Annotated in this window: 22 protein-coding genes; 12 read left to right on the forward strand and 10 right to left on the reverse strand. The window is 40.1% G+C overall.

Translation table 11 applies throughout. The features are described 5' to 3' along the window. Positions 1-120 precede the first annotated feature (120 nt). The 4 genes from ACFI4Z_RS02040 to ACFI4Z_RS02055 all read left to right on the forward strand — a co-directional run bounded on the left by ACFI4Z_RS02040 (position 121) and on the right by ACFI4Z_RS02055 (position 3,075). Complete coding sequence (locus ACFI4Z_RS02040) at positions 121-651, forward strand: acyloxyacyl hydrolase (protein ID WP_462669117.1); 531 nt, start codon at positions 121-123, stop codon at positions 649-651. 54 nt (positions 652-705) lie between these two features. Then, entirely contained in the window at positions 706-855 is a 150-nt protein-coding gene (locus ACFI4Z_RS02045) for a DUF2897 family protein (protein ID WP_462669118.1), read from the forward strand. Positions 856-1,370: 515 nt separating this feature from the next. Further along, a complete protein-coding gene (locus ACFI4Z_RS02050) occupies positions 1,371-2,258 on the forward strand; it encodes a LysR substrate-binding domain-containing protein (RefSeq protein ID WP_058558405.1) in 888 nt (295 codons plus the stop codon). 52 nt (positions 2,259-2,310) lie between these two features. Then, positions 2,311-3,075: a YdcF family protein gene (locus ACFI4Z_RS02055; RefSeq protein WP_462669119.1), complete on the forward strand. Its 765-nt coding sequence runs from the start codon at positions 2,311-2,313 to the stop codon at positions 3,073-3,075. Positions 3,076-3,115: 40 nt separating this feature from the next. Here the strand turns inward: ACFI4Z_RS02055 and ACFI4Z_RS02060 are convergent, their stop codons facing one another. Then, positions 3,116-3,868 (reverse strand): Nif3-like dinuclear metal center hexameric protein, encoded by a 753-nt coding sequence (locus ACFI4Z_RS02060; RefSeq protein WP_462669120.1) that lies wholly within the window; start codon positions 3,866-3,868, stop codon positions 3,116-3,118. A gap of 150 nt (positions 3,869-4,018) precedes the next feature. On the opposite strand from ACFI4Z_RS02060, the gene ACFI4Z_RS02065 reads away from it, so the two are divergent. Beyond that, positions 4,019-4,390 (forward strand): hypothetical protein, encoded by a 372-nt coding sequence (locus tag ACFI4Z_RS02065; protein WP_462669121.1) that lies wholly within the window; start codon positions 4,019-4,021, stop codon positions 4,388-4,390. Positions 4,391-4,520: 130 nt separating this feature from the next. On the opposite strand, the gene ACFI4Z_RS02070 is transcribed toward ACFI4Z_RS02065, so the two are convergent. From ACFI4Z_RS02070 to ACFI4Z_RS02095, 6 genes are all read right to left on the reverse strand, one after another. Further along, positions 4,521-7,706 (reverse strand): amidohydrolase family protein, encoded by a 3,186-nt coding sequence (locus ACFI4Z_RS02070; protein ID WP_462669122.1) that lies wholly within the window; start codon positions 7,704-7,706, stop codon positions 4,521-4,523. Between the two features lie 96 nt (positions 7,707-7,802). Then, the gene (locus tag ACFI4Z_RS02075; RefSeq protein ID WP_462669359.1) at positions 7,803-8,627 is read right to left on the reverse strand and encodes a M90 family metallopeptidase; all 825 of its coding nucleotides are present in this window, start codon (positions 8,625-8,627) and stop codon (positions 7,803-7,805) included. A gap of 100 nt (positions 8,628-8,727) precedes the next feature. Beyond that, positions 8,728-11,610: a diguanylate cyclase gene (locus ACFI4Z_RS02080; protein ID WP_462669123.1), complete on the reverse strand. Its 2,883-nt coding sequence runs from the start codon at positions 11,608-11,610 to the stop codon at positions 8,728-8,730. 156 nt (positions 11,611-11,766) lie between these two features. Further along, positions 11,767-12,417 carry a CatA-like O-acetyltransferase gene (locus ACFI4Z_RS02085; RefSeq protein WP_462669124.1) on the reverse strand — a complete coding sequence of 217 codons (651 nt, stop codon included), beginning with the start codon at positions 12,415-12,417 and terminating at the stop codon, positions 11,767-11,769. Between the two features lie 92 nt (positions 12,418-12,509). Beyond that, the gene (locus tag ACFI4Z_RS02090; RefSeq protein WP_462669125.1) at positions 12,510-13,550 is read right to left on the reverse strand and encodes a Leu/Phe/Val dehydrogenase; all 1,041 of its coding nucleotides are present in this window, start codon (positions 13,548-13,550) and stop codon (positions 12,510-12,512) included. A gap of 399 nt (positions 13,551-13,949) precedes the next feature. Beyond that, positions 13,950-15,476, reverse strand: coding sequence for a fumarate hydratase (locus tag ACFI4Z_RS02095; protein ID WP_394191617.1), 1,527 nt, complete (start codon positions 15,474-15,476; stop codon positions 13,950-13,952). Positions 15,477-15,636: 160 nt separating this feature from the next. Between ACFI4Z_RS02095 and pabB the strand changes: the two genes are divergently transcribed. The 3 genes from pabB to ACFI4Z_RS02110 all read left to right on the forward strand — a co-directional run bounded on the left by pabB (position 15,637) and on the right by ACFI4Z_RS02110 (position 19,045). Next, positions 15,637-16,983 carry an aminodeoxychorismate synthase component I gene (gene pabB / locus ACFI4Z_RS02100; protein ID WP_462669126.1) on the forward strand — a complete coding sequence of 449 codons (1,347 nt, stop codon included), beginning with the start codon at positions 15,637-15,639 and terminating at the stop codon, positions 16,981-16,983. 6 nt (positions 16,984-16,989) lie between these two features. Further along, positions 16,990-17,571, forward strand: a complete 582-nt coding sequence (locus ACFI4Z_RS02105) for an NUDIX hydrolase (RefSeq protein ID WP_462669127.1) — start codon at positions 16,990-16,992, stop codon at positions 17,569-17,571. 97 nt (positions 17,572-17,668) lie between these two features. After that, positions 17,669-19,045, forward strand: coding sequence for an L-serine ammonia-lyase (locus ACFI4Z_RS02110; protein WP_462669128.1), 1,377 nt, complete (start codon positions 17,669-17,671; stop codon positions 19,043-19,045). A gap of 55 nt (positions 19,046-19,100) precedes the next feature. Here ACFI4Z_RS02110 and cysB read toward each other — a convergent pair whose 3' ends face one another. Beyond that, positions 19,101-20,078 (reverse strand): HTH-type transcriptional regulator CysB, encoded by a 978-nt coding sequence (gene cysB, locus ACFI4Z_RS02115; RefSeq protein ID WP_099295918.1) that lies wholly within the window; start codon positions 20,076-20,078, stop codon positions 19,101-19,103. 311 nt (positions 20,079-20,389) lie between these two features. On the opposite strand from cysB, the gene ACFI4Z_RS02120 reads away from it, so the two are divergent. After that, entirely contained in the window at positions 20,390-21,148 is a 759-nt protein-coding gene (locus tag ACFI4Z_RS02120; protein ID WP_462669129.1) for a hypothetical protein, read from the forward strand. Between the two features lie 23 nt (positions 21,149-21,171). On the opposite strand, the gene ACFI4Z_RS02125 is transcribed toward ACFI4Z_RS02120, so the two are convergent. Next, positions 21,172-22,464, reverse strand: coding sequence for an NCS2 family permease (locus ACFI4Z_RS02125; protein ID WP_462669130.1), 1,293 nt, complete (start codon positions 22,462-22,464; stop codon positions 21,172-21,174). Between the two features lie 128 nt (positions 22,465-22,592). Between ACFI4Z_RS02125 and ACFI4Z_RS02130 the strand changes: the two genes are divergently transcribed. The 3 genes from ACFI4Z_RS02130 (at position 22,593) to ACFI4Z_RS02140 (ending at position 24,194) form a co-directional block, all read left to right on the forward strand. Beyond that, positions 22,593-23,048 (forward strand): tetratricopeptide repeat protein, encoded by a 456-nt coding sequence (locus tag ACFI4Z_RS02130; protein ID WP_462669131.1) that lies wholly within the window; start codon positions 22,593-22,595, stop codon positions 23,046-23,048. 192 nt (positions 23,049-23,240) lie between these two features. Next, positions 23,241-23,675, forward strand: a complete 435-nt coding sequence (locus tag ACFI4Z_RS02135; RefSeq protein WP_462669132.1) for a SulA-like leucine-rich domain-containing protein — start codon at positions 23,241-23,243, stop codon at positions 23,673-23,675. 36 nt (positions 23,676-23,711) lie between these two features. Beyond that, a complete protein-coding gene (locus ACFI4Z_RS02140; RefSeq protein WP_462669133.1) occupies positions 23,712-24,194 on the forward strand; it encodes a YchJ family protein in 483 nt (160 codons plus the stop codon). Positions 24,195-24,265: 71 nt separating this feature from the next. On the opposite strand, the gene ACFI4Z_RS02145 is transcribed toward ACFI4Z_RS02140, so the two are convergent. Continuing rightward, positions 24,266-24,484 carry a DUF6500 family protein gene (locus ACFI4Z_RS02145; protein ID WP_462669134.1) on the reverse strand — a complete coding sequence of 73 codons (219 nt, stop codon included), beginning with the start codon at positions 24,482-24,484 and terminating at the stop codon, positions 24,266-24,268. Positions 24,485-24,501: the final 17 nt, after the last annotated feature.

The raw sequence follows: 24,501 nt of genomic DNA on the forward strand, positions 1-24,501 counted from the left end.
TAATCAACTAGTTATAATAGCTCTTTGATAAGCCGCAAAATATGCGTGCCTTGAGCAGGTTGAATTCAATCAAGCCATGCCCCTACTTTGTAAATACCTTTACAAAAAGAGATACTGTTCATGTTTTATCGACTTATGCTAGTTCAACTTTTTATTTTATCTATTATGTTTAGTCCAACCAGTTACGCATCATCTGCTCATGGATACGCTGTTGACTATATTCAAGGAGAAGGAGATGTAAAGGGGCTAAAAGTGGCATACCAATTTCATCTTCCATCAGCAGAATCTCCTTTTGCAAACACGCACATCTATCTTGAGTCGAGCATAAATATTTGGCAATACGGTGCGAAAAAAAACCATCAGACAAACTTTGTGTTTGCGCTATCGCCTGTGCTTCAATACCCTGTCGGGTATATTAAAAATGTACCGCTGCTTATAGAGGCTGGAATTGGTTTTTCTTTAATCAATGACACTTCATTTGCAGGTAAAAACGTGAGTACACACTATCAGTTTGAAGACAGGCTAGGTATAGTTGCTAAAGCCAATGATTTCAGTATTGGTTTGCGTTATTTACATTACTCTAATGCGGGTTTTAAACGTCCTAACCCTGGTCTTGATTTTATATCCCTATCTTTTGCTAAACGCTTTTAACTTTTAAAATTTTTGTTAGACTAACACCATTGTTAGATAAGATAATTTAATGCAATGGAACTTTGGAAAATCCTTATCATATTGATGGTGTTAGCTGTAATTATCGGCAACTTAATGTTACTAAAGCACTCAGCTAAAATAGGCTTTAAAATGCCGAAAAAAAGGACTATTAACGAGCACAAAAAGACGAATAATGATTTTTAATCCCCCTTATTTTGCCCCATGCAATACTTTTCTCACATTGCAATTCACTATTGGGTATTTATAAAATTGATTAAGCTGAAATTAGCGCATGTTTCAACGGCGTTCGCTTAATTTAACCAAGATATCTACTTGTGCATGACCAAGTAGCTTTCATTACACTTTTACTTTTAAACATAATAATACCAATTAAAACAGAAGCTTGTCTTCTACACATAGAAAAGTAGCTATTATTTAAGGTAGATCTCATGATTTATTGCTGCAAATTCAAATATGGCTCTCACAGCCCTCCCCTGATCACTCTCAAATCAAACTTGAGGTAAATTCATCATTACGAAAAGCACTGTATTAATAATAAACTTGACAGCGCTGTCAATTTTAGTGCTATAGTCATTAATACAGATATAGATTGAACTTCCATCTAATTTTAGCCATCTAGACGTTGAAGCATCTCAATTAAAGGCGTAATATGTCTAATATCTGTGTAAACCACACTTTTAGCATGAGAATTTTTAAAGATGATTGATGTAAAACACCTTAAGACCATTGCAACCTTAAAAGAGACTGGCTCTTTGGTAAATACGGCCCGTGAACTCTTTTTAACTCAATCTGCTTTATCGCATCAGATCAAAGATCTTGAAAACAAACTCGATTGCCAACTGTTTGAAAGAAAAACACAACCAGTGCGCTTTACACCCCAAGGAATGCTACTACTAGAGCTTGCAAATGAAGTACTCCCTCGTGTTGAAGCAACGAAATGCCGTTTAAAAGAAAGCCTGAATCAACCTATTTCGCAATTACGCCTGAGTGTTGAGTGCCATGCTTGCTTTCATTGGTTATTACCCACTATAAAAGAATTCAATAACTTTTGGCCGGATATAAAAGTTGATTACGAACGTGGCTTTAGTTACGACGCGATACCTGACCTACTCAATGAAGAGTTAGACTTAGTGCTTACTTCAGATATTCGCGAGCCTGATAAACTAGAATACGCGCACCTGTTTGATTTTAAGTTAAAATTAATTGTGGCTCCAGATCATGAGCTGGCAAAAAAAGCCTATGTGACAGCGCTTGATCTTAAAAATGAAACGATTATTTCGTATCCTATCCCTCGAGAACGCCAAGATATTTTCAAACATTTTATCCAAAATGCACGCTTTGATGGCACACTAAAAAATGTAGATCAAGGATTACTTATCTTTCAACTAGTTAGTGCAGGAATGGGGGTGGCAGCTTTACCTGATTGGCTTGTTACACCTTATGAAAGCCAAGGATTAATTAAATCTATTCCGCTTGGTGCATTGGGTTTAACACGTCCAATGTACTTAGCAATGAAGAAAAATATGAAAGATAACCCAGTTTATCGACATTTTTTAAATACCTGCAAACTAAATAATGGTCGATAAAATCATTTAATCACAGTAGCATAGAGACTCTTATTTTGATGATGTTACTGTGATGTTTGAACTTAAAAAAATCATTGGCTCTATAATGATGCCCCTCCCATTACTCGGTTTTCTTTGCTTACTTTGCTTTATATTTACATTGCGAAACCATAAGTTGGCATCTATCGTAGGGATTATTTTTGTAGCGGCGCTTCTTTTAATAAGCACTCCTTTTATCGCACAAAAATTGATTGATCCCAGCTCACAACTAAAATATGTCTTTAACGTAAAAAAACACCAACAACTCGACAAAATTGTTGTACTTGGATGTGATGTAAACCCAAATCCAAAGCTTACAGCTAATAGCCAATTAGGTAACTGTGCAAAAAGTCGATTAGTCGAAGGGCTTCGGCTGGCAAATTATTACCCTAATGCGCGCCTCATTGTGTCTGGCGGTGGTGTTGGGAATGTCACAAATAGCGCCTTAATGGCACAAACTGCAATTAGTTTAGGTGTTAATCCAAAACGTATACAACAAAACCCGGCCGCTATGGATACTGCTGACGAAGCTAAATTCCTAGCATCAGCACTGGTTGACTATAAAGTGGCCCTAGTTACGTCAGCAAGTCATATGAACCGTGCATCAGACCTTTTTTATGCACAAGGTATAGACGTTATACCAGCAGCAACAGATTTTTATGACTTTTCGGCTTGGCCAAAGCGAAAATTATTCATTCCAAATGTTGAAGTATTAAAAGCGGTAACTTCTACTTGGCATGAAATAATAGGTCGGACTTGGATTAAGCTACGTCGGTGGATAGACCCTGAAGCACTTTAGCTAAGAGGCTACACTGAGTGAAGTGTAGCCTTGGCTGTATTTATACTGGGTTATCAATATCAATGAAGGTCACGTCAAAGCCGTGGTCGTCTGATAACAACTCACCAAGGGCCTTAACTCCATAACGCTCTGTCGCGTGATGCCCTGCTGCAAAAAAGTCTATGCCTTGCTCTCGAGAGCTATGAATTGTTTGCTCTGATGCTTCGCCCGTTAAATAAGCGTCAACACCTTGGCTTGCGGCTAAATCTATATAGCCTTGTCCGCCGCCTGTACACCAAGCTATCGTTTCTATTGGTTCATCACGTACTAGGCTTGTTAACGGCTCACGATTAAGAACCTGGGCAATTTTTTGGCCAAATTGCTCACCCGTCATCGGTGTTTTTAAACGCCCTTTAACGGCCACGCTATTATTAACCGGCTCAAGGCCTGTTTCCCACTGCATATCGAGAAGCTCTGCTAACTGCGCGTTATTGCCAATCACGGGATGCACATCAAGTGGTAGGTGATAAGCAAACAAGTTAATATCATGTGCTAATAACGCACCGATACGACGCTTTTTCATGCCTGTGATGGGTTGTGATTCACCTTTCCAAAAATAACCATGATGCACTAAAATCGTATCAGCGCCATGAGCAATCGCCGCATCAATAAGTGCTTGGCTTGCAGTGACACCCGTCACAATCTTTTTAATCTCTTCTTTCCCTTCGACTTGAAGCCCATTTGGGCAAAAGTCTTTAATTGAATCCGGTTGTAAGATCTCATTTAATAATTGGTTGAATTCTCTACGCTGCATAATACTTTGCTACCTCTGCATTATATTTTGTGCAAATTTTGGCGTTTATAACGCCAAAATGGAAGGAAAATCGCAAAAAATTGAAAAGTTCGCCAAAACTCGGTATAAATGAGTATTCTTTATCTGTGTTTACAACGTATAGGGTCTCTGATGAGCAAACTAGACAAAACAGAAGTGTTAAATGCCTTTGAAGCAGCATATGAAGCAGCCAATGGCAAGAAACCTGAAATTACCACTAAACCTGGTTGGTACAGCATCGACGGCGGTAAAAATTTACGCCTTACTGATGTAGCTGAGTTAACTGAGCAGCTTACTTCTGGTAAAACGGCTGAGCAACCTGCTGCAAAAGCGCCAGCTAAAAAAACGAAAACTAAAACTGCCGCGCCAGCAAAGTCAGCTGATAAAAAAGCACCATTTGCTGTAGTAACAGCTAACGAAGACGGCTACACAGCCGAAGAGTTATGGATTGTTTACCTAGCTGAAAAAGATCATGACTGTCGCCTACCACGCGGTGTTGTGTAATTTAAAGTATTGCACTTTAAATAAAAAAAACCGCTGTTAAGCGGTTTTTTTGTATCTGGCACAATGGCAATCATACGGGTAAGCAAAAGCGACTCTCGTCGCTTATTACCAATAATGACCAGTAGCGAGACTACTTCTGTTCAAAGTACAGTTTATCACGTTGTTTTTGGCCTACTTCATTCATTGTTGCGGCGTTGAATAAACGGCCATTGATCATGGTGTAGTCGATTTTATCGGTGTCACGAATGTTCTCCAGCGGATTACCGTCAATCACGACTAAGTCGGCAAGTTTTCCTACCTCAAGTGAACCTATGTTTTTATCTAGGCCAATGTATTTAGCAGGGTCAAGTGTCGCGGCGCGTAGCGCTTCAAGTGGCGTCATGCCGCCTTGTGCAAACATCCAAATTTCCCAATGAGCCGCCAAACCTTCACGTTGTCCATGGGCACCTAAATTCACCAATACGCCTAAATCTTGTAACTCTTTCGCTACGCGCGCATTGTTAAAGTGGTTATAGTGATGATCGGGCGCTTTAACGCGGCGCATAGAGCGCGGTAACAATTGGTTTTTCGGCACAAACTTACTCAAGCGCGGGTGATTCCACACATCGGTTTTATCATACCAATAGTTTTCACCCCAAATACCACCGTAAGCCACACCTAGAGTCGGTGTATAACCAACGTCACTTTGCGACCAAAGCTGTTTAATGTCATCATAAATATTCGCCACTGGAATTGAATGCTCAATCCCTGTGTGACCATCCACAACCATAGTTAAGTTATGCTGTAATAATGAGCCACCTTCTGGCACCACCATCATTTCAAGTTCACGGCCAGCTTCAATCACTTGTTGACGTTGCTCACGTCGCGGTTGATTGTATGATTTAACACTAAACGCACCCACTTTCTTTAAGCGCTCTAAATGGAATTTAGCGTCCTCTAACGAGTCAATGTGTGAGGTGTAACCTGGCATATTTGCCCCATATAAAATGGTCCCCGTTGAGAAAATACGTGGTCCAACAATGGTGCCTGCTTTTTGCATTTCACTGGCAGCAAATATTTCGGTAGTGTCGTTTGATGGATCATGAATAGTGGTCACACCCAATGACAAACCCGCTAGGTTTTTCCAATTTTGCTCAGGAATGATTTCATTGCTGCCTTGCGAGCCATGCGCATGGGCATCCACAATACCTGGCATAATGGTTTTACCTGCCACGTTAATAACTTGTGCGCCTTTAGGAATCGTTACGCTATCTGCACTACCAAGTGCTTTGATGTGCTTGCCATCAGTGATCAGTACGCCGTTTTCTATTACTTTGTCACCTTGCATAGTAATGATACGCGCACCTGTTAGTGCAAACTTGCCTTTTGGCTCAGCCATTTTTTTGCTAAAGCTGATGTTATCACCGCTTTTTACTTTAAAATCGATATCATCGGCTTGGTTTATATCAAAAATACCCGCCAAACTTGCATGATAAAGCTCTGGGCCTAAAGTCCAATAAAGTTTATCACTGTTTGCGCTCCAGCTAATGCTTTCACCAGCGCGAACAGACAATTGCTCAATCGGAAATTGGCTGTCTTTCGGGCCAATATTAATACTCTTACCATTTTCTACAAGTGGCGTTACAAACACTTTAAAGCGCTCTGCAAACGCTAAGTATTTACCATTTGGTGATACTCTAAATTCTGTCGCATGTTTTGATTCATATAACTTTTGTGCTTTTTTAGAATCCAGCTCAACCACACTTAAACTTGGTTTTGGCCACGGACTCATAACAAAAATGCGATCACTGGTCGCGCCAAATTGCGGCTGATAACCACTTTTAGTAATTAATTCGGCCTCACCGCCTTTGCTACTCACCGCGTAAATACCAGGGTGTAATGACCAGTCTGGGTTTAAAATACCGCCGCCCGATGCTTTACGATAAACAACGGTTTTACCGTCAGGGCTAAATGTTGGTTCAACATATTTACCCGGCTGTTCTGTTATTCTATCACCGCGACCGCTTCGTGCTGATACCACACGAACACTTCCCTGCTCATTATCGTCCCAAGTAACATAAACAATTTTTTTACCGTCACGAGAATACTGTGGGAATAATTCAAAGTGATCATCTTGGCGTGTTAAGCGTTTTATTTTTCCTGACTCTAAATCGCGCTTATAAATATGCCCAAGCGCTTCAAAAATAGCGGTTTCACCATCGGGAGACACTTGCACATTGCGCAGCATTTTTATATCAAAATCTTCACTATCAATATCTTGTGTAAAACGCACTGCAGTTTGAATTTTTTTATTTGTGTCTACATTAAAAGCGATGTTCTCGACTGATTTGTCTTCAACATCGAGTTTATTAATTTTGCCACCGGCCCAAAATACCAGCTCGTCATTATCTGGTGTCCATGCAATCGTTGGGTAAACACCATGTATCGCCCAGGTTTCTTGCATATCACGTTCAAGCTTGTCGTAGAGTTTTGTGTGCTTGCCTGAGGTTAAGTCATAAACGTATAGGCTGGTTTGGAAATCATCACGCTTGATATACGCAAGCTTTTTACCATCTGGTGACGGTGTTGGCCTAATAGCGCCACCCATACCGCTGATAATGGTCTCAATTTCACCCGTTTGACGGTCAAAACGCTTAATTTTATAAATACCAGCAACAGAATCTTTTGAGTAATGAAAGGTCTTACCCGGCGTTGCGTCATGGGAAAAGTAGACATAACGGCCATCAGGTGAAAACATCGGTTCACCTAAATCTTTTTGGTCATCAGCACGTTTCGTTAGCTGAACACCTTTACCGCCGGCTTTATGGTAAAGCCATACTTCACCAGCACCTAACGAGCGTGTTGCAGTAAAGTGCTTGCGTGCCACGATATAATCGCCATCAGGGCTCCAAGCAGGGCTATTGAGCAATCTAAAGGTTTCGTCGGTTACAGCCGTTTGGTTTTCACCATTAACATCCATCAGCCAGATATTGTCGCCGCCGCCTTGATCTGAGGTAAACGCAATGTGTTTACCATCAGGGCTAAAGCGAGGTTGCATTTGCCAAGCAATATCAGAGGTAAGCTGAGTCGCTTTTCCACCGCTGATGGGCATAGTATAAATGTCGCCCAGTAAATCAAATACAATGGTTTCGCCATCTGGGCTCACATCAACGTTCATCCAAGTGCCTTGATCAACGCTTATCGCAGCATCAATAAATTGGCCTTGTGGGGCGTCAACTTGCCATTTTTGCTCATCGGCTTTATCAGCAGCTTGTACATTGGCATTAAGTGCTAGTGACACTGATACAGCCAGTGCTGTTTGAAGCAGTTTTTTCATCGAATTCTCGCTTGTTCTTGTTGTTTATTAATACGATTGCAACAAAAAGCGCAGCAAGTTACCAGCGATATCTGATAAAGCGTGTTTATTTAGCGGTTAATGCCATTTAATTGGATCAAACTGATAATAATCCACCAGCATAGTGTAAATTTCCGGGTCGTAGTGGCGCAGCTCTGCGGGCTTTTCTAAAAAGGTTTCAGTGATCACTGCAAAGAATTCGGCTTCGTTAGTCGCACCATAACTATGGATAACATGTGGCATGCCATAAGCAACATGCGTTTTAAGTTGATTATAAGCACGGCTAAATACCCTTGCCCAGTTTTTGTAATCAGCGGCTTTTGTTAAAACAGGCGTGCCCGTTGTTTTACCAGTTTCTTGGTCAAGTTGATGTGCAAACTCATGAAACACTAAGTTATGGCCGTCGCTGGGTAATCGGTTGCCTTCTAATACATCGTGCCAACTTAAAACTAATGTGCCGCCTGGCCAAGATTCACCTTGGCGCACAGTATTATGATAACTAACAAGGCCTGCATTATCTGTTGAGGTTTGAGGCGCATAATATGCACTGGGGTAAAGTAATATCTCTTTTACGTTTTTATAAAGCGGCCATGGTTTATTTAATACGAGCAAACACGCATCTGCGGCAACAATCATTTTCATTGCATCATTTAGTTTTAAACCATCACAACCAATAAACCGTTTTTCATTTAAAAACCAAATAATATGACGCTCAAGCTTTTCGCGGTCTGCATCAGTCATATTTCGATAAATTGGCATGTATTTTATTAATAGTGCTTTTTGCTGCTCGTTTAAAGAACTGTCATGGTATTTATTAAGCCAAAATCGCTGTTGCAATTTGGGCCAATACCAGTAAACAGAAACAAACATAACAAGTGCGAAAAGTAATAAAGCATTAACCATTTTAAAGCTCAAAAATGAATTCTTACCGTATTAATATGCCCGCACGGTTCATAATTCAATCTATTTGCAATTAAAAAGTAACAACTAGTACCTCATCTGTTTAATTCAGTGTTTCAATTCGGTTCCTACCGTTTTCTTTTGCTTGGTATAACGCTTTATCAGCCTTTGCAAGAAGTCGATCGTATTCATCAACAGAACGTGAATCAGCCACACCAAAGCTTGCTGTTATTTTTAAATTTTTAGCGATACTTGAAAAGTCATAAGTAGCGATCTTTTCTCGTAATTGCTCGCAATCCTTTCGTGCTTGCTCTATGGATTTGTTTGGCATAAGTAGCGTAAACTCTTCCCCGCCCCACCGCGACACTTGGTATTCATTATCGTCACAGCACTGCTGAAGAATATTAGCCACCACGCAAATCACTCTATCACCTACAATATGAGACCAGTTGTCGTTTATACGCTTAAAATAATCAATATCAACAATCACTAACGCTAAAGGTTTATCAGTGTGTTTGAAGTCATTAAAGTTATCTGCAAGCCAATCATCAAAAGCTCGTCGATTAGGTATACCTGTTAATTGATCATGAGTAGCTTGGTGAGCGAACGCCTCATTTTGAGCTTGCAGCGCAAACGTTTGCTCATTAACCCTTTCGGTGAGTCGTTTTTCAATCTTTTTGTAGTGGTACAATCTATATTTATAAAGGCCAAAACAAATTAGTAATACTGTTATAAATACCGCTAATTTAAAGCTCATTTTTTGCCAAAAATAAGGCTTTATCTCAAAAGTAATTGCCTTTGGATTATCTTGCCAAGGCGAATTGGGGTAACTTGAGCGCACCATAAAAGTATACTTACCCGGCGCAAGGTTTGTATATTCGGTGATATTGAGTTTATGACGATCAACCCATTTATCGTTATAGCCTAGCAGTTTAGTTTGAAACTTAAGCCTTTGCGACATAATAAAGCTCAAACCCGCATAGTGAAATGAGACCCTATCAGAACCTGGCGGCAACTCAATTAAGTCATCTTGGTTACTAATATTCATCGTTTTGCCATCAACGACAAGCAACTCAATAATTGTTGGTAATGCAAGCTGAGAAGCACGTTTTAAACGCTCTGGCATAACACTCGCTGCACCATTTGCAGTAGCAAACCAAACACTGCCATCATTATGTAATGTGGCAGCAGGGCTCGAGCCACCATTCGCTTGGGCACTGAGCATCCCATCGCCTTCATCATAGAGTTGATATTGTAATAGGTTCGAATTTTTATTATCTAAAAAGTCATTGACTTGCTGTTGTTTAATTTGGATGATGCCACGGTTACTAGAAAGCCAAAATAAGTCCCCTTGTGCAACAAGTTGAAATAACTTGTCCACGGGCAGCCCCTGCTCCCTACCGAGCATATCAATTTGACCTGTTTCAATATTAAAGCGGATCAGCCCGCGATCTGTCGTCATCCACATATTATTGTTTTGACTATGAAAACCGAAAGCGTATTCTGCATTAAATTTTCGCGGAAATTGCTGCCCTTTAAATTTACCAAGAGAGTCATTAAACATAGCAACCCCTACTCCTGTACCAACCCAAATATTGCCATTAGCGTCTTGCGCTAATGCCATAATAAAGTCGCCTGGGAGTCCTTCGTCGGTAGTAAATTGAGTGATGGAGCCATCCGTTTCTATTCGCGTTAATCCCGAAGCAGTACCTGCCCATAAACGCTGTTTATGATCAAACAGTAATGCTCTGACTTCATTACTTGCAAGCCCACCATCTCGGTTTAGAACAGGATGGATCTTGTCGTCCACAACACGCAATATTCCTGAGGTATAAGTGCCTATCCACACGCCAGCGGAGTCATCTTCCACCAAACTTAAAACCGATAATGGCCTAGTTTGATTAGTGACTGAATAACTTTGAACTTTATCATCTTTTATACGGTTCAAGCCTGAGCTACTACCCACCCACATACTGCCATCTGAATGTGAAAGCACCGCCCGAATATAATTACCACTTAGTCCACGCTTTTTTGTCCACACTGAGAAGGGGGCTTCGCGTAAACGGAATAATCCTCCATTTGTTCCAACCCAAATACTTCCCTCCCTATCTTGCAACAAAGACAAAATTCTATTAGCGGGTAATCCAGCCTCAGAGTCTAGCTGCTCCAGTCCTAAAAAGCTCAATCTAAATAAGCCTTTATTAATAGTCCCTAACCACAGATCATTATTACTATCTTCTAACAAGCTTGAAACTGACTCGCCATCAAGGTCTGCATGAACTGCCTCAAATTTGTTGTCTGCTAAACGCCATGCTCCTTTTTCTCCACCTACAATAAGCTGACCTTCGCGAGTTAATAACAGCGTATAAATCGAGCTTATGGGTAAACCTTGATCTGGGGTAATAAGTTGCGGCTCTTTATCTTTAATTCGGTATAAACCTTCACTGGTAGCAGCCCAAATTACTGAGTTACTATCTTGTATTAAACGATAAACACTTAAATTTATTAATAGGTGGGATTCATGATTGGTCGTTTTGTCGCGAAGTACTAACCCTTTACCTTCAAGCCCAAGCCATACTTCTGAAGGAGTCGGGGTTAAAATATGGTTAACCATCGCCTGTGCATTGGGTGATGTTTGCCATTGTCCATCCTTTAAATGGCTTATACCACCACGAGCCCCTACAATGTACAAACTACCATCTGATTCAGCTGAAAGGCTACGTAATCCTGAGTCGGGTAACCCTTCAATTTCGGAGCGTGTAAACAACTTAAAATCTCGGCCGTTAAAACGCGCGAGCCCTTCCCATGTTGCAATCCAAATATAACCGTCTGATGTTTGTGCAACGCTATTAATACTATTATGAGGTAGACCTGTGCGCGTATTCCATGTCTCTGAAAAATAATCATTGAGTGGGAGTCGCGTATTTTCGGCTGCAATACAGGTAAATTGAACTATACAGAAAAAAAATAAACTGATCCGCTTCATCTTATAAACGCCTTTTGAGCACACCAAGCCAAGTATTTAGTCGTAACAAGAACAGCAATTCATTCTTTATCATGACTAAATTGTCATTATTATTGTCTACTTAGCATTCATACTAGCATAGTAATAATTTTATTTTCATTACCTAAATAGTATCGTTTATTTTTTATGCATTGTTTGGCAGTGTTGATCAATACAATTTTGAAAATGCGCAATAAAACGTGCCACATGTAAACCATCCATCAATGCATGATGAACATCAATCGATAGCGGCATTTTACCTGTTTCTTTGTTGTATTTACCAAACACTAACTTAGGTATACCCATGCTTTTACCATGAGAATATGCATGTGAAAAACTAGTAAAATCGAGCCATGGTAATACTGAAACATGAATTAAATCAGCTTGGCCTTCAGTATGGGCAAATGCATCTGAAAATAAGGGAGCTGCTTTGGTCTGACTACTAACTTTTTGTATATGCTCACTAAAATCATCAAACTTCTGCTTGAGTGAAAAATAGCTGAACCGAAAAGTCTCATCAGATGCCAGTTCAACAACACTTGCTCGTGCACTGTCAAGTTGCCAAGGGGCGTCATTTATTATTCGCTGTAACATAGGTGGGTATTGGTGGCAGGCACGTAATGCTAAAAAAATATAACTTTGAAAAAATGACTGTTGGCTAGATTTACAAAAATTAAATAACTGCTTTGCGTCAATATGCACGCATACATTAAAATAAGGTTGGCTAAAGTCTTTAAAAAGCGAGAAATGTTGGCTACGAGGCCACGTATCTAAATTAATGGCTGTCATGATAGGTTACACATAGTGATAATTATCAATAGCGTAACTAAGTTAAAAGACAAAGCAAAGGTGTAAATGCACACCTTTGCTTTAATAATAAATTAAAGACCGTTTGTAATGATCTCTTGCGCTAATTCATCTGCAATTATATGCGTTGATTTTTGTTCTTTTTCACTGCGAGCAAAAATTTCAGTCAAGGTAGTAAAAATACCTTCAACATGCTTATTCGATGCTTCAACTGAGTAGCCTTCTGGCGCAGTTTCATAATACACATTAATAATACCACCTGCATTTATCACGTAATCTGGAGCATATAAAATCCCCTTTGCACGAATGATCTCCCCGTGACGTGACTCAGCTAGTTGATTATTGGCACACCCAGCAATTATTGTCGCTTTTAGGCGCGGGATAGTAATATCATTAACGGTTGCACCTAATGCACACGGCGCATATACATCAACATCTAAATCATAGATGTCATCAATACCCACGGCAGTAGCTGCAAAGTCATTAACAACTCTATCGATTGCAGCTTGATTTATATCAGTCACGAATAGCTTTGCGCCCGCTTCATGTAAATGTTTACACAAACCGTAAGCAACAGCACCTAAACCTTGCACAGCTACTTTAACGCCACTTAAATCTTGATGCCCGCGTTGGTGCTGTAAAGCTGCTTTAATACCTAAGAATGTACCGTATGCTGTAAATGGTGATGGATTACCGCTTTTACCTTCTAGGCCAAGAACATAGTTTGTTTCTTTGTTCATGATAGCCACGTCAGCACAAGTAATATTCACATCTTCTGCAGAGTAATAACTTCCGTTTAAACGCTCTAATTGACGACCAAATGCACGAAAGAGTTGCTCTGATTTAATTTCTTTTGCATTACCAATTATGACTGACTTACCACCACCAAATGGCAGGCGAGCTACTGCATTTTTGTATGTCATGCCTTTTGATAAACGAAGCGCATCAATTACTGCATCGTCATCATTGGCATAATCCCACATCCTACAGCCACCAACAGCAGGACCTAAATTAGTGTTGTGAACGGCAATAATGGCACGTAGGCCTGATTCTTTATCTGAACAAAAAACCACTTGTTCGTGGTTATCAAAGTCAACTTGATTAAACACAGCCACTTTATTTTACTCCGAAATTTATAACCCGTGAGAGGGTATGCGCGCTGAAATTGTCGAGACTTTATCACTTAGCAATGACCCTGACCACTATATGAGATGATAAAACCAATCAAAATCACTAAGCATCATAAACTCGCTTCGCAAAACATAATAAAAGGCTAGTTAATGCAAGCTTAATGAATTTTTAAAATATATTATGCGGAATATATATTATATAAGTCTTTTCGCTTTACGTTAACGTAAAAGCCAGAATCACTGTAAAGTAATTATTACAACTTGGTAATGTGTAATACTTCTTTAATAATAAGAGGTTGGAGAGTTTATAAAACGAGTAGGTGAACTGGTCAGATGTGATAGCAGTCTATGGTAACCCACAAATACCGCTATCACAGTGGCAAATTATTTTAATTTACCGTCAAGTTCTTCAATTTTAGCTTTCCAAATTGCTGGGCCTTGCGTATGCGCATTCGCGCCTTCGCTATCGACAGCAACTGTGACTGGCATATCTTCTACTTCAAATTCGTAAATAGCTTCCATACCTAAGTCTTCAAATGCTACCACACGGGCTTTTTTGATTGCTTTAGATACAAGGTAAGCAGCGCCACCAACAGCCATTAAATAAACTGATTTATTGTTTTTAATAGACTCTACTGTCGCAGGACCACGCTCAGCTTTACCTATCATGCCGATAATGCCGGTTTTCTCTAACATCATGTCGGTAAACTTATCCATGCGCGTTGCTGTTGTTGGGCCTGCAGGGCCTACGGCTTCATCACGAACTGCATCAACTGGACCTACGTAGTAAATAAACTTGTTATCAAAATCAACACCTTCAGGCAAGCCTTCACCCGAATTAATCATATCTTGCAAGCGCTTATGGGCGGCATCTCGACCTGTTAAGATGGTGCCTGATAACAATACAGTTTCACCCATTTTCCATTCTTGGGTGTCTTCTTTAGTCAAAGTATTGAGATCAACACGACGAGTTCCTTCTCCCACTTCAAATGTCACTTCAGGCCAATCTTCAAGCTTAGGCGCTTTTAAATTCGCAGGACCTGTCCCATCAAGGGTAAAATGAACGTGGCGAGTAGCAGCACAGTTTGGGATCATAACCACAGGTTTTGATGCTGCATGAGTAGGCGCCGTTTTAATTTTTACGTCAACAACCGTCGTTAAACCGCCTAAGCCTTGTGCACCAATACCTAATTTATTCGCACGTTCAAAAATGTCTAAACGCATTTTCTCTTCGGTCGTTTCTGCACCACGTTCCATCAACTCATGAATGTCAACAGGGTCCATAAGTGATTCTTTTGCAAGTACCGCTGCTTTTTCTGCAGTACCACCAATACCTATACCCAACATGCCCGGCGGACACCAGCCAGCACCCATTGTTGGTAAGGTTTTTTCAACCCATGCAGCTACATCATCAGAAGGATTAAGCATAACCATTTTAGTTTTATTTTCAGAGCCACCGCCTTTTGCAGCAACCATTACTTCCACTTCGCCACCCGGTACTAAATCAATGTGTACAACAGACGGGGTATTGTCTTTGGTGTTTTTACGTGTGCCAGCAGGATCGGCAACAATTGATGCGCGTAACGGGTTATCTGGATTTAAGTAAGCACGACGAGTACCTTCGTCAACCATTTGCTGCACAGTTAAATCAGTTTTATCCCATTTAACATCCATACCTACTTTAACAAAACACGTGATGATACCTGTGTCTTGGCAAAGCGGGCGCTTACCTTCAGCTGACATGCGAGAGTTAATTAGAATTTGTGCAATGGCATCTTTAGCAGCTTTACTTTGCTCTTTGTTATACGCTTTTTCGAGTGCTTGAACAAAATCAAGTGGGTGATAAAACGAGATATATTGTAAAGCATCTTCAATGCTATCAATGAAGTCTTGCTGACGGATAGTACTCATAGGGATTCCTTAAGTTACTTTTACGTATTAATACACGTAACATAAATCAAACCGGTGACGGTGGTTTGTAACGCAATAGGCAACTAAACGCTGCCAAAAAAATTTAACTTATGATACCCTCCCAGCCCGTTTCGAGCCAGTTTTTCAGGGTAAAAAATAGATGATAAAACAACATAAAACTTGTATTCAATTAGACATTTCGCTCAACTGTGTCGAGGTTTTTAGCTATTTCTGTGATTTACCTTATGCCATCTTGCTTGATTCAGCCAATAGTGAACATGAAAATAGCCGCTTTGATATCATCGCCATTGCGCCTTTGCAGCGCTTAGAAGTGAAAAACAATCAGGTGTTCATTGATAACGAATTAACAGAACAAGATTGCTTTAGCGTGTTACAAACTCAACTGGATAAGCTAGACAGCACTAAAGCCCACCCTGAGCTGCCATTTAACGGAGGTTGGCTTGGCTATTTTGGTTATGATTTTGGCCGTGTAATTGAAAAACTGCCTGAAAATGCAATTAATGATATTGATATGCCACAACTGGCAGTCGGTCTATACCCTGATGCACTCATCTACGACAAACAACAAAGCACATGGTTTTATATCGCTCAACCAAATACAGATAGACTAGCGCTTTATTTGTCGGCCTTAGACGATACAGCTAAACAGCGCCCCCCTTTTGAAATAACACAAGGGTGGTCATCTAACATGAGCAAAGCGCAATACACCGATAAATTTGCGCAAATCCAAGCCTATTTAAAAAGCGGTGACTGCTACCAAATAAACCTCGCTCAGCGTTTTAGCGCACAATATAAAGGGAGCGCTTGGCAAGCATATTGTACTTTACGAGAAGCGAATAAAGCCCCATTTTCAAGTTTTATCAATCACCCCGATGGCGCTATTTTATCAATCTCGCCAGAGCGCTTTATTGCCATTAATGACAGACAAATTCAAACAAAACCAATCAAGGGCACTTTGCCCCGATGCGCCGATGAGTCAGCTGATCAACAACAAGCAATTCGGTTACAACGCTCAAATAAAGACCGTGCCGAAAATGTAATGATCGTTGATTTATTACGTAATGATTTAGGTAAAGTCGCAAAGCCTGGCACTGTAAGCGTCCCCTCGCTGTTTGCCATTGAAAGCTTTCCTGCTGTGCATCATTTAGTCAGCACTGTGACTGCACAATTAGCAGAGGGTAAAACCGCCGTTGATCAAATTCATGCGGCATTTCCTGGCGGCTCAATTACCGGCGCACCTAAAATTCGCGCAATGGAAATAATTGAAGAACTCGAACCCCATCGCCGCAGTATTTACTGTGGCTCGATTGGCTATTTGAGCGCCTGTGGCAACATGGATACCAGTATTACTATTCGTACCTTGGTCTGCCATAAGCAACATATTTACTGTTGGGCAGGCGGCGGCATCGTAGCCGATTCACAAGCTGACTTGGAATACCAAGAAACATACGATAAAGTAAATAAAATACTCCCATTACTGAAGTAAAATACCGTGAACAGCCAACAAATACTGGCCCGTTTTCAGCTGAGTGTTGCTGCCAATTCACAGCCTTTAATTACGCACCCACAAAAAACACGCCGTGCCAGTGCTGTTATGTTATCTTTAATCGACGTAAATAACAGCGCACATATTTTACTGTGTAAACGCCCTCATTATTTAAAACACCACCCTGGGGAGATCTGTTTACCTGGTGGCAAGCGAGAATTGAACGACAAAGATTTACGCGGTACCGCACTACGTGAATTATATGAAGAGCTTAATATTAACAGCACTCACGTTAATGTAATTGGGCAACTTCCTGAGTATGCAACGTTAACCGGGTTCACTATTACGCCATTTGTTGGAATATTAAACCCACATACGCAATGGCTTGAAGATCCTAATGAGGTCGCAGCAAGCTTTTTAATTCCAATTAGCGCATTAATTAACACTGACAACTGGCAACCTATACCTTTTCAACGTTTTGGCCAAACGCTCACCCTTGAAGGGTTTAGAACACCGCATGGATTGTTATGGGGAGCCACAGCAAGCATAATTAAAAACTTTACCACACAACTAGCCATACCAGTTTAAAACCGCACTGCAAATGGTTACAAGCACACAATTACACGTTATTATGTCCGCCCGTTCAAAGGCAGCAGTCGTGCTGAGTAAAAAGTAGAGAAAATATATGATCAGTGCATTTGATATGTTTAGTATTGGCATCGGCCCGTCGTCGTCTCACACCGTCGGACCTATGCGTGCGTCACGTTTATTTGTTAATGAATTACAAGAACAAAACCTATTAACAGATATTACAAGTGTCAAAGTAGAGTTATACGGCTCACTGGGTCAAACAGGGATTGGGCATGGCTCTGGTAAAGCGGTTATTTTAGGGTTAGCAGGCTATGATCCTGAGACTATCGATGCCGACCAAGTCGACGACATTCTTGCTAAAATTGAGAATGAGCAAGTCATATACTTAAACCAAGTTCATAAAGCCGCATTTCCTAAACAAGGTGCCATTGTCTTTCACCGCCGTAAAACGCTACCTAAGCATTCTAATGCAATGGAAATTATCGCATTCAATGGCAACGAGAAAGTAGCGAGCAAAGTCTATTACTCTATTGGTGGCGGCTTTATTGTCACTGACGAAGAGTTTGATAACGAAAAACAAGCAGCATTAGATATTCGCGAACAAAACCCAGCACCTTATCCGTTTGAAACAGCCAAAGATCTACTCGAAATGTGTAAAGAGTCGGGTTATAGCGTTTCAACTTTAATGATGAAAAATGAAAAGACGCTTCGCAATGAAGACGATATAAAAGACGAGTTATTCAATATTTGGCAAGTAATGAAAGCCTGCATAGAACGTGGTATGCGCACTGAAGGTATTTTACCCGGTGGCTTAAAAGTAAAGCGCCGCGCCCCGAGTCTTCACCTAAAACTGAATGTAGAGGTAAGTAACGATCCATTAAGAGCCATGGATTGGGTTGATTTATTTGCCCTAGCAGTGAACGAAGAAAACGCAGCTGGCGGGCGCGTTGTAACGGCCCCAACAAACGGCGCAGCAGGAATATTACCAGCAGTATTAATGTATTATCACACGTTCATTAAAGAAGTTGACCGTGATATTGCAACCCGCTACCTGCTAACTGCAGCGGCTATTGGTATTTTATATAAAAAGAACGCCTCAATTTCAGGTGCTGAAGTGGGTTGCCAAGGTGAAGTAGGCGTTGCCTGCTCGATGGCCGCTGGTGCATTAACTGAAATTGTTGGCGGTAATGTAGTTCATGTTGAAAATGCGGCTGAAATTGGCATGGAGCATAACCTAGGTTTAACCTGTGATCCGGTAGGCGGCTTAGTGCAAGTGCCGTGTATTGAGCGTAATGCTATGGGCGCGATTAAAGCTATTAATGCTTCACGCCTCGCAATACGTGGTAGTGGCGAACAGAAAGTGTCTTTGGATAAAGTCATTAAAACCATGCTTGATACCGGTAATGACATGAAAACCAAATACAAAGAAACAGCCCGCGGTGGTTTAGCAGTAAATATAATCGAGTGTTAAATTTTTAACCATAAAAAAGCCGCTAAATGCGGCTTTTTTTATGGCAATAAAGACGTTACTTAACTGGTAACTCAATATCTGCAAATAGTTTATCTACATCTTCTTGATTGCGTAACAAACTCGCTCGCTCTACTCGCTCTTTTGTTAAATGCGGGGCAAAACGCTCAATAAAGTCATACATATAACTACGTAAGAAACTGCCTTTTCTAAAGCCTATTTTAGTGGTGCTTGCTTCAAACAAATGACTAGCATCAATACAAACTAAATCTGTATCAGTGATTTCATCTATGGCCATTGAGGCAACAACCCCAACACCAAGCCCTAAACGAACATACGTCTTAATTACATCAGCATCTGTTGCGGTAAATACAATATGCGGCTCTAACCCTTGAGCGTTAAACGCTTTATCTAGTTCTGAACGGCCTGTAAAACCAAAAACATAAGTAATCAACGGAAATTGTGCAATATCAGCAACAGTCAACGAATTTGCTTTTTGTGCAAGCGGATGATCTTTAGCAACCACAATACTGCGATTCCAGTGATAACAAGGTAACATCACTAAATCAGAATATAAGTGAAGCGCTTCTGTTGCGATAGCAAAATCAGCATCGCCACGGGCTGCAGCATCTGAAATCTGTTGCGGCGTACCTTGGTGCATATGTAATGAAACCGCAGGGTACTTTTTCATAAAACCTTGAATAACACTGGGCAACGCATAACGAGCCTGAGTGTGTGTTGTTGCAATATTCAATTTACCTTGGTCAGGAAGCGTATGTTCATTCGCAACCGCTTTAATACCTTCTACTTTAGAAAGGATTTCGCGGGAAATATTAATGATTTCATTACCTGCACTGGTAACATGCGTTAAATGCTTACCGCTTCGGCCAAAAATTTGTACGCCCAGCTCATCTTCTAGCATGCGAACTTGCTTAGAAATACCAGGTTGAGAAGTGAATAAGCTTTCAGCTGTCGCTGACACATTCAGTTTATGGTTTTGGACTTCGACGATGTATCTGAGTTGTTGTAGTTTCATGGCTGCATTTTTAGTGTAGTTATACTGCTTATTTATAAATGTAGATGCATGCCAAGCCAAGTGTTTTTTCTTAAAAGTTGAAATTAACAGGCTAAACTGCAGATTATTTATAACGTTTATCACACTAGGCTAGCACAAACGCCCGCTATGAGGTAGCCATCTTTTAACATCAAAATCCTAAACCTTGTTTTCTAGTTAAAAATGATGGCAAAGCCATTTTTTCTTTATTATAAGCTGCGCAAAACTACCCAGTTAGCTTATATTTAATGTAAGATAAAAAGTATTAGCTTATAAAACCAGAGACCTGAACCATGATCGTTTCTATTATTATTGTGTTGATAGTTGCACTGATCGTCATTGCCTTATGGGTGAGTGCTGTACAACAACATAAAGAGAAACAAGAAACAGAGCGTCGCAAAGAGCTCACAAAACAAAAAAAGATCATAGAAGAATCTGAAGATGTACTTCTTAATAGTGCCAACATTCCTATGTCTGAAGGGGTACTGCGCGTAATTCAACGTCGTATTTATGATGCGCTTACAGAAATGGTGCAATTATCTCCCTCTTCAAAAGAACTTAAAAATCGTTTGAATGAGTCAAAAACGCGAATGTCCAATCAAGTTGACTCAAATGAATCTGAAAACCTGGTATTGCCTGATAACGACAAGCAACTCATTGCACTTATCCAAGGTATAAAAAAGTTAAGAGCCCTTTTACGCTCTGAACACGGCAAAGGTAAAGTGGATAGCCAAACATTTGTTGCTGAAGATAAACGAATGGAGAAGCTACAATTAAAAATAAACATAGAGAGTCAAATTAAACGTGGCTTATCTGCCCGTTCAGCTAATATGGTTGGCTCAGCTAGGCAATACTTTGAAAAAGCGTATGCGACTATCTCAGCGGTTCCTTACAGCGATGATTATGTTAATAGTAAAAGGCAAGAACTTGAGGGATATTTAGAAGCCATAAGTACTGAACTTAAAGCTTCTAATGCAACAGCCCTGAAAAAGAAAACAGAGGAAGAGCAAGACGATTTAGATGTTTTATTTGCACCAAAGAAAAAGTGGTAATCCACTTTTTCTTTGCTTACAGGTTACGATAAAAACGCAAACTTAATTACAAACATTCCCGTTAAAATCCAAACGCTTACACTTACTTCATCACGTTTGCCGCATAGTACTTTCACCGCAGTATAAGAAATAAAACCCAGTGCAATACCATGAGCAATTGAAAAGGTAAGCGGCGTCATCAATAAAACCACACTGACAGGTATAGCATCTGTCATATCATCCCAGTTCACAAGCTTAAGGTTTTGTAACATCAACACTGCTACATATAAAATAGCGCCTGCAGTAGCATATGCGGGGACCATTTGCGCAAGTGGTGCAAAAAACATCATCAATAAAAAACAGATACCAACTACAACTGCTGTAAGACCTGTGCGCCCACCTACAGATACACCTGCCACAGATTCAATATAAGACGTTGTTGTTGAGGTGCCTAACATAGAACCAGCTATCGTTGCCGTACTATCAGCACTTAATGCACGACCAAGGCGGGGCATATTTCCTTTCTCATCTGCAAGTCCTGCTTTTTGAGTGACTGCAACTAACGTACCCGAGGTATCAAATAAATCAACAAACAAAAATGCAAATATCACGCTCAACATCGACAGTTCAAGCGCAGCTGCGAAGTCTAATTGCATAAAGGTAGGAACAATTGAAGGTGGCATTGATACAACACCTTGATACTCAACTAAACCAAAACCAAGCGCAATTAAAGTAACTGCTAAGATGCTGATCAGCACACCACTTTTGAAGTCTCTATAAAGCAGCGCAGCTATAATGAAAAAACTAAAAATCGCGAGTAAAGGTCCTGCTTCGGTAATATCACCTAATTGAACAAATGTCGCCGGGCTTGCAACAATAATACCTGCGTTTTTAAGTGCAATGAGCGCTAAAAATGCACCAATTCCAGTCGCAATAGCTTGTTTAAGCACCAACGGAATCGCATTAATAATCCACTCTCTGACCTTGAACAAACTTAATAATAAAAAGATACACCCCGACATAAACACCGCACCAAGCGCAGCTTGCCATGTATACCCCATACCTAAAACGACTCCATAGGTAAAAAATGCATTTAATCCCATTCCTGGTGCTAATGCTAATGGGTAATTTGCCCAAAAACCCATAATAAAACAACCTATCGCTGCGGCGATACAAGTAGCAACAAACGCCGCGCCTTGATCCATTCCTGCTTCAGCAAGCATAGCGGGATTCACAAAAACAATGTAAACCATAGTGATAAAGGTGGTTAGACCGGCAATACATTCGCGACGAACGGACGAATTTTGCGCTCTAATTTTAAAAATGGACTCAAGCATAAGTATTTTTTCATAAAACGAGTGAATAATTGCGTAATTTTACCATAGATTTATGGAATAACAGGACAAATTACCTTTGATTAGACTAAACTTAAGCAGTGAATGAAAACAATAATATGCGTGGTATTATGACAGATACATCTCCGAGTGGACTTGACCTTGAGCAGCAATTAGATAATGTATTGGCGTTTATTACTCAACCGAGTAAAACAGAGCACAATGAAGGCAACGCCGAAACGCCTGACAATGTAGTTACAAAAGCACTGTATTATTTAAAAAACGATCAACCTCCGCTTGCATCAAAATGGATGAGACTGGCCGCTATGGCAGGTAACCAACGTGCGCAGTTTTATTTAGGCTTGTTCTTCATAAAAGGCCAAGGTGTTCCTCAAAGCGTATTTCATGGCGCTGTATGGCTCAGTCTTGCAAGTAGCCAAGGTTATGAACCCGCTACAACCGCATTAGCTGATTTAAGAAAGCATTTATCAACTAAACGCTTTCAAGATGCTAAATGTTATGCAGCAACACTGTATGAGCAAATACATCAACAACAGTTCAATCATTTGATCCCCTCAACTTCATAATCTGCTCCAGTGAACGGGGTAATTTCAATAAAAACATAAGCCACTGTTTTAAAAAAATTTAAAATATTAAATTTATAGAGTAGGTAATTTAAAATCAACAATCGTTCAAAAAATAACAAATAATGCTTGCACACAACAACTGTATAAACTACTGTATACACATACTGTATAAACAACCAGTGAGTGACCGTTATGTTACAGCCAATTACCTTAAGAACTGTTAAAAGCTACCAACAAGATAACCTCAGTTCATCTGTCAATGTAATCCAGATTGAAGACGAAATTTCAGCGACCTTCGAATTATTGAAAGTGCTTCATCATTACAATAGCCAAAATGCATGGACACTATTAATTGCACCCGACCACGTGCCTAGTAAAGCATTATTAGATTCATGCTCAATTGACACATCTAAACTTCTTGTGATCAGACAAAAGCACTTGGTGAATTTAGAGTATGTGCTTAATTCTGCTCTTCATAACGGTAACTTTGCAGCTGTGATAACATGGACAGATATTTTAAAAAACAACCAGTTAGCTGATTTATCGCTTAACTTAGAACACGCTTCAGCCAAGCTATATTGCTTTACAAACAATGAGTCTTCAGAAGAGTTAGCATTGGCGCAATAAACTGTTATGCTACCCGTTTTAGACTGGGTAAATAACATGGCCTCACTCTCAGACCTTCCGTGTTTATGTAATAGTAAAAAGAAATATGCCCAATGCTGTGAAAAATTGCACTTGGGTACAGCTTACGCAACAACGCCTGAACAGCTTATGCGCTCTCGCTATACTGCTTATGCGATTAAAAATACTGAGTATATATACCAAACCTATGCGAATGAAAAGCAGGTAGAAAATCCACTAAATGAAATTGCTGAATTTGCAAGTAGTTCTCGGTTTATTAACCTTGAGATCCTGATGTCTGAATACGACGAAAATAACGGCGTGGTGGAGTTTTGTGCGAGCTATTTTTATAAAAATTTATTTTGCAAACTACACGAAAAGTCGCGATTTATAAAAGAAGAAAATGTCTGGAAATATTTAGATGGGGAAATATTTCCAACTACTGAAATGAATATTGGCAGGAACGACCTTTGCCCATGTGGTAGCGGTAAAAAATATAAAAAATGCCATATGAATACTTAACTTAACGGTTTGAGCAGTACTACAAGGGGCTGTGAGCAATCACCTGCCCCTCAAATATCTATGTATACTGATTATAGTCTCTGAATCATCATATCTTTTATTTTCTGCGCTTTAACAAAGTGATCTAACTGATGCGTTTGAATCCACCAAGTAGCAACTTGCATTAATAACTCTGGTTCATTGTTTTTATTGGCAAAAAAAGCATAAAAAGACAAGCCAACATCTTGCCCTTTTGCACCTATTTTTTTGTCACAAACGCGGATTATACGTTCCCTAATTTCATCATCCATATTTAAAAGCTCCTTTT

It is taken from the genome of Pseudoalteromonas sp. RWi3, from assembly GCF_054960735.1.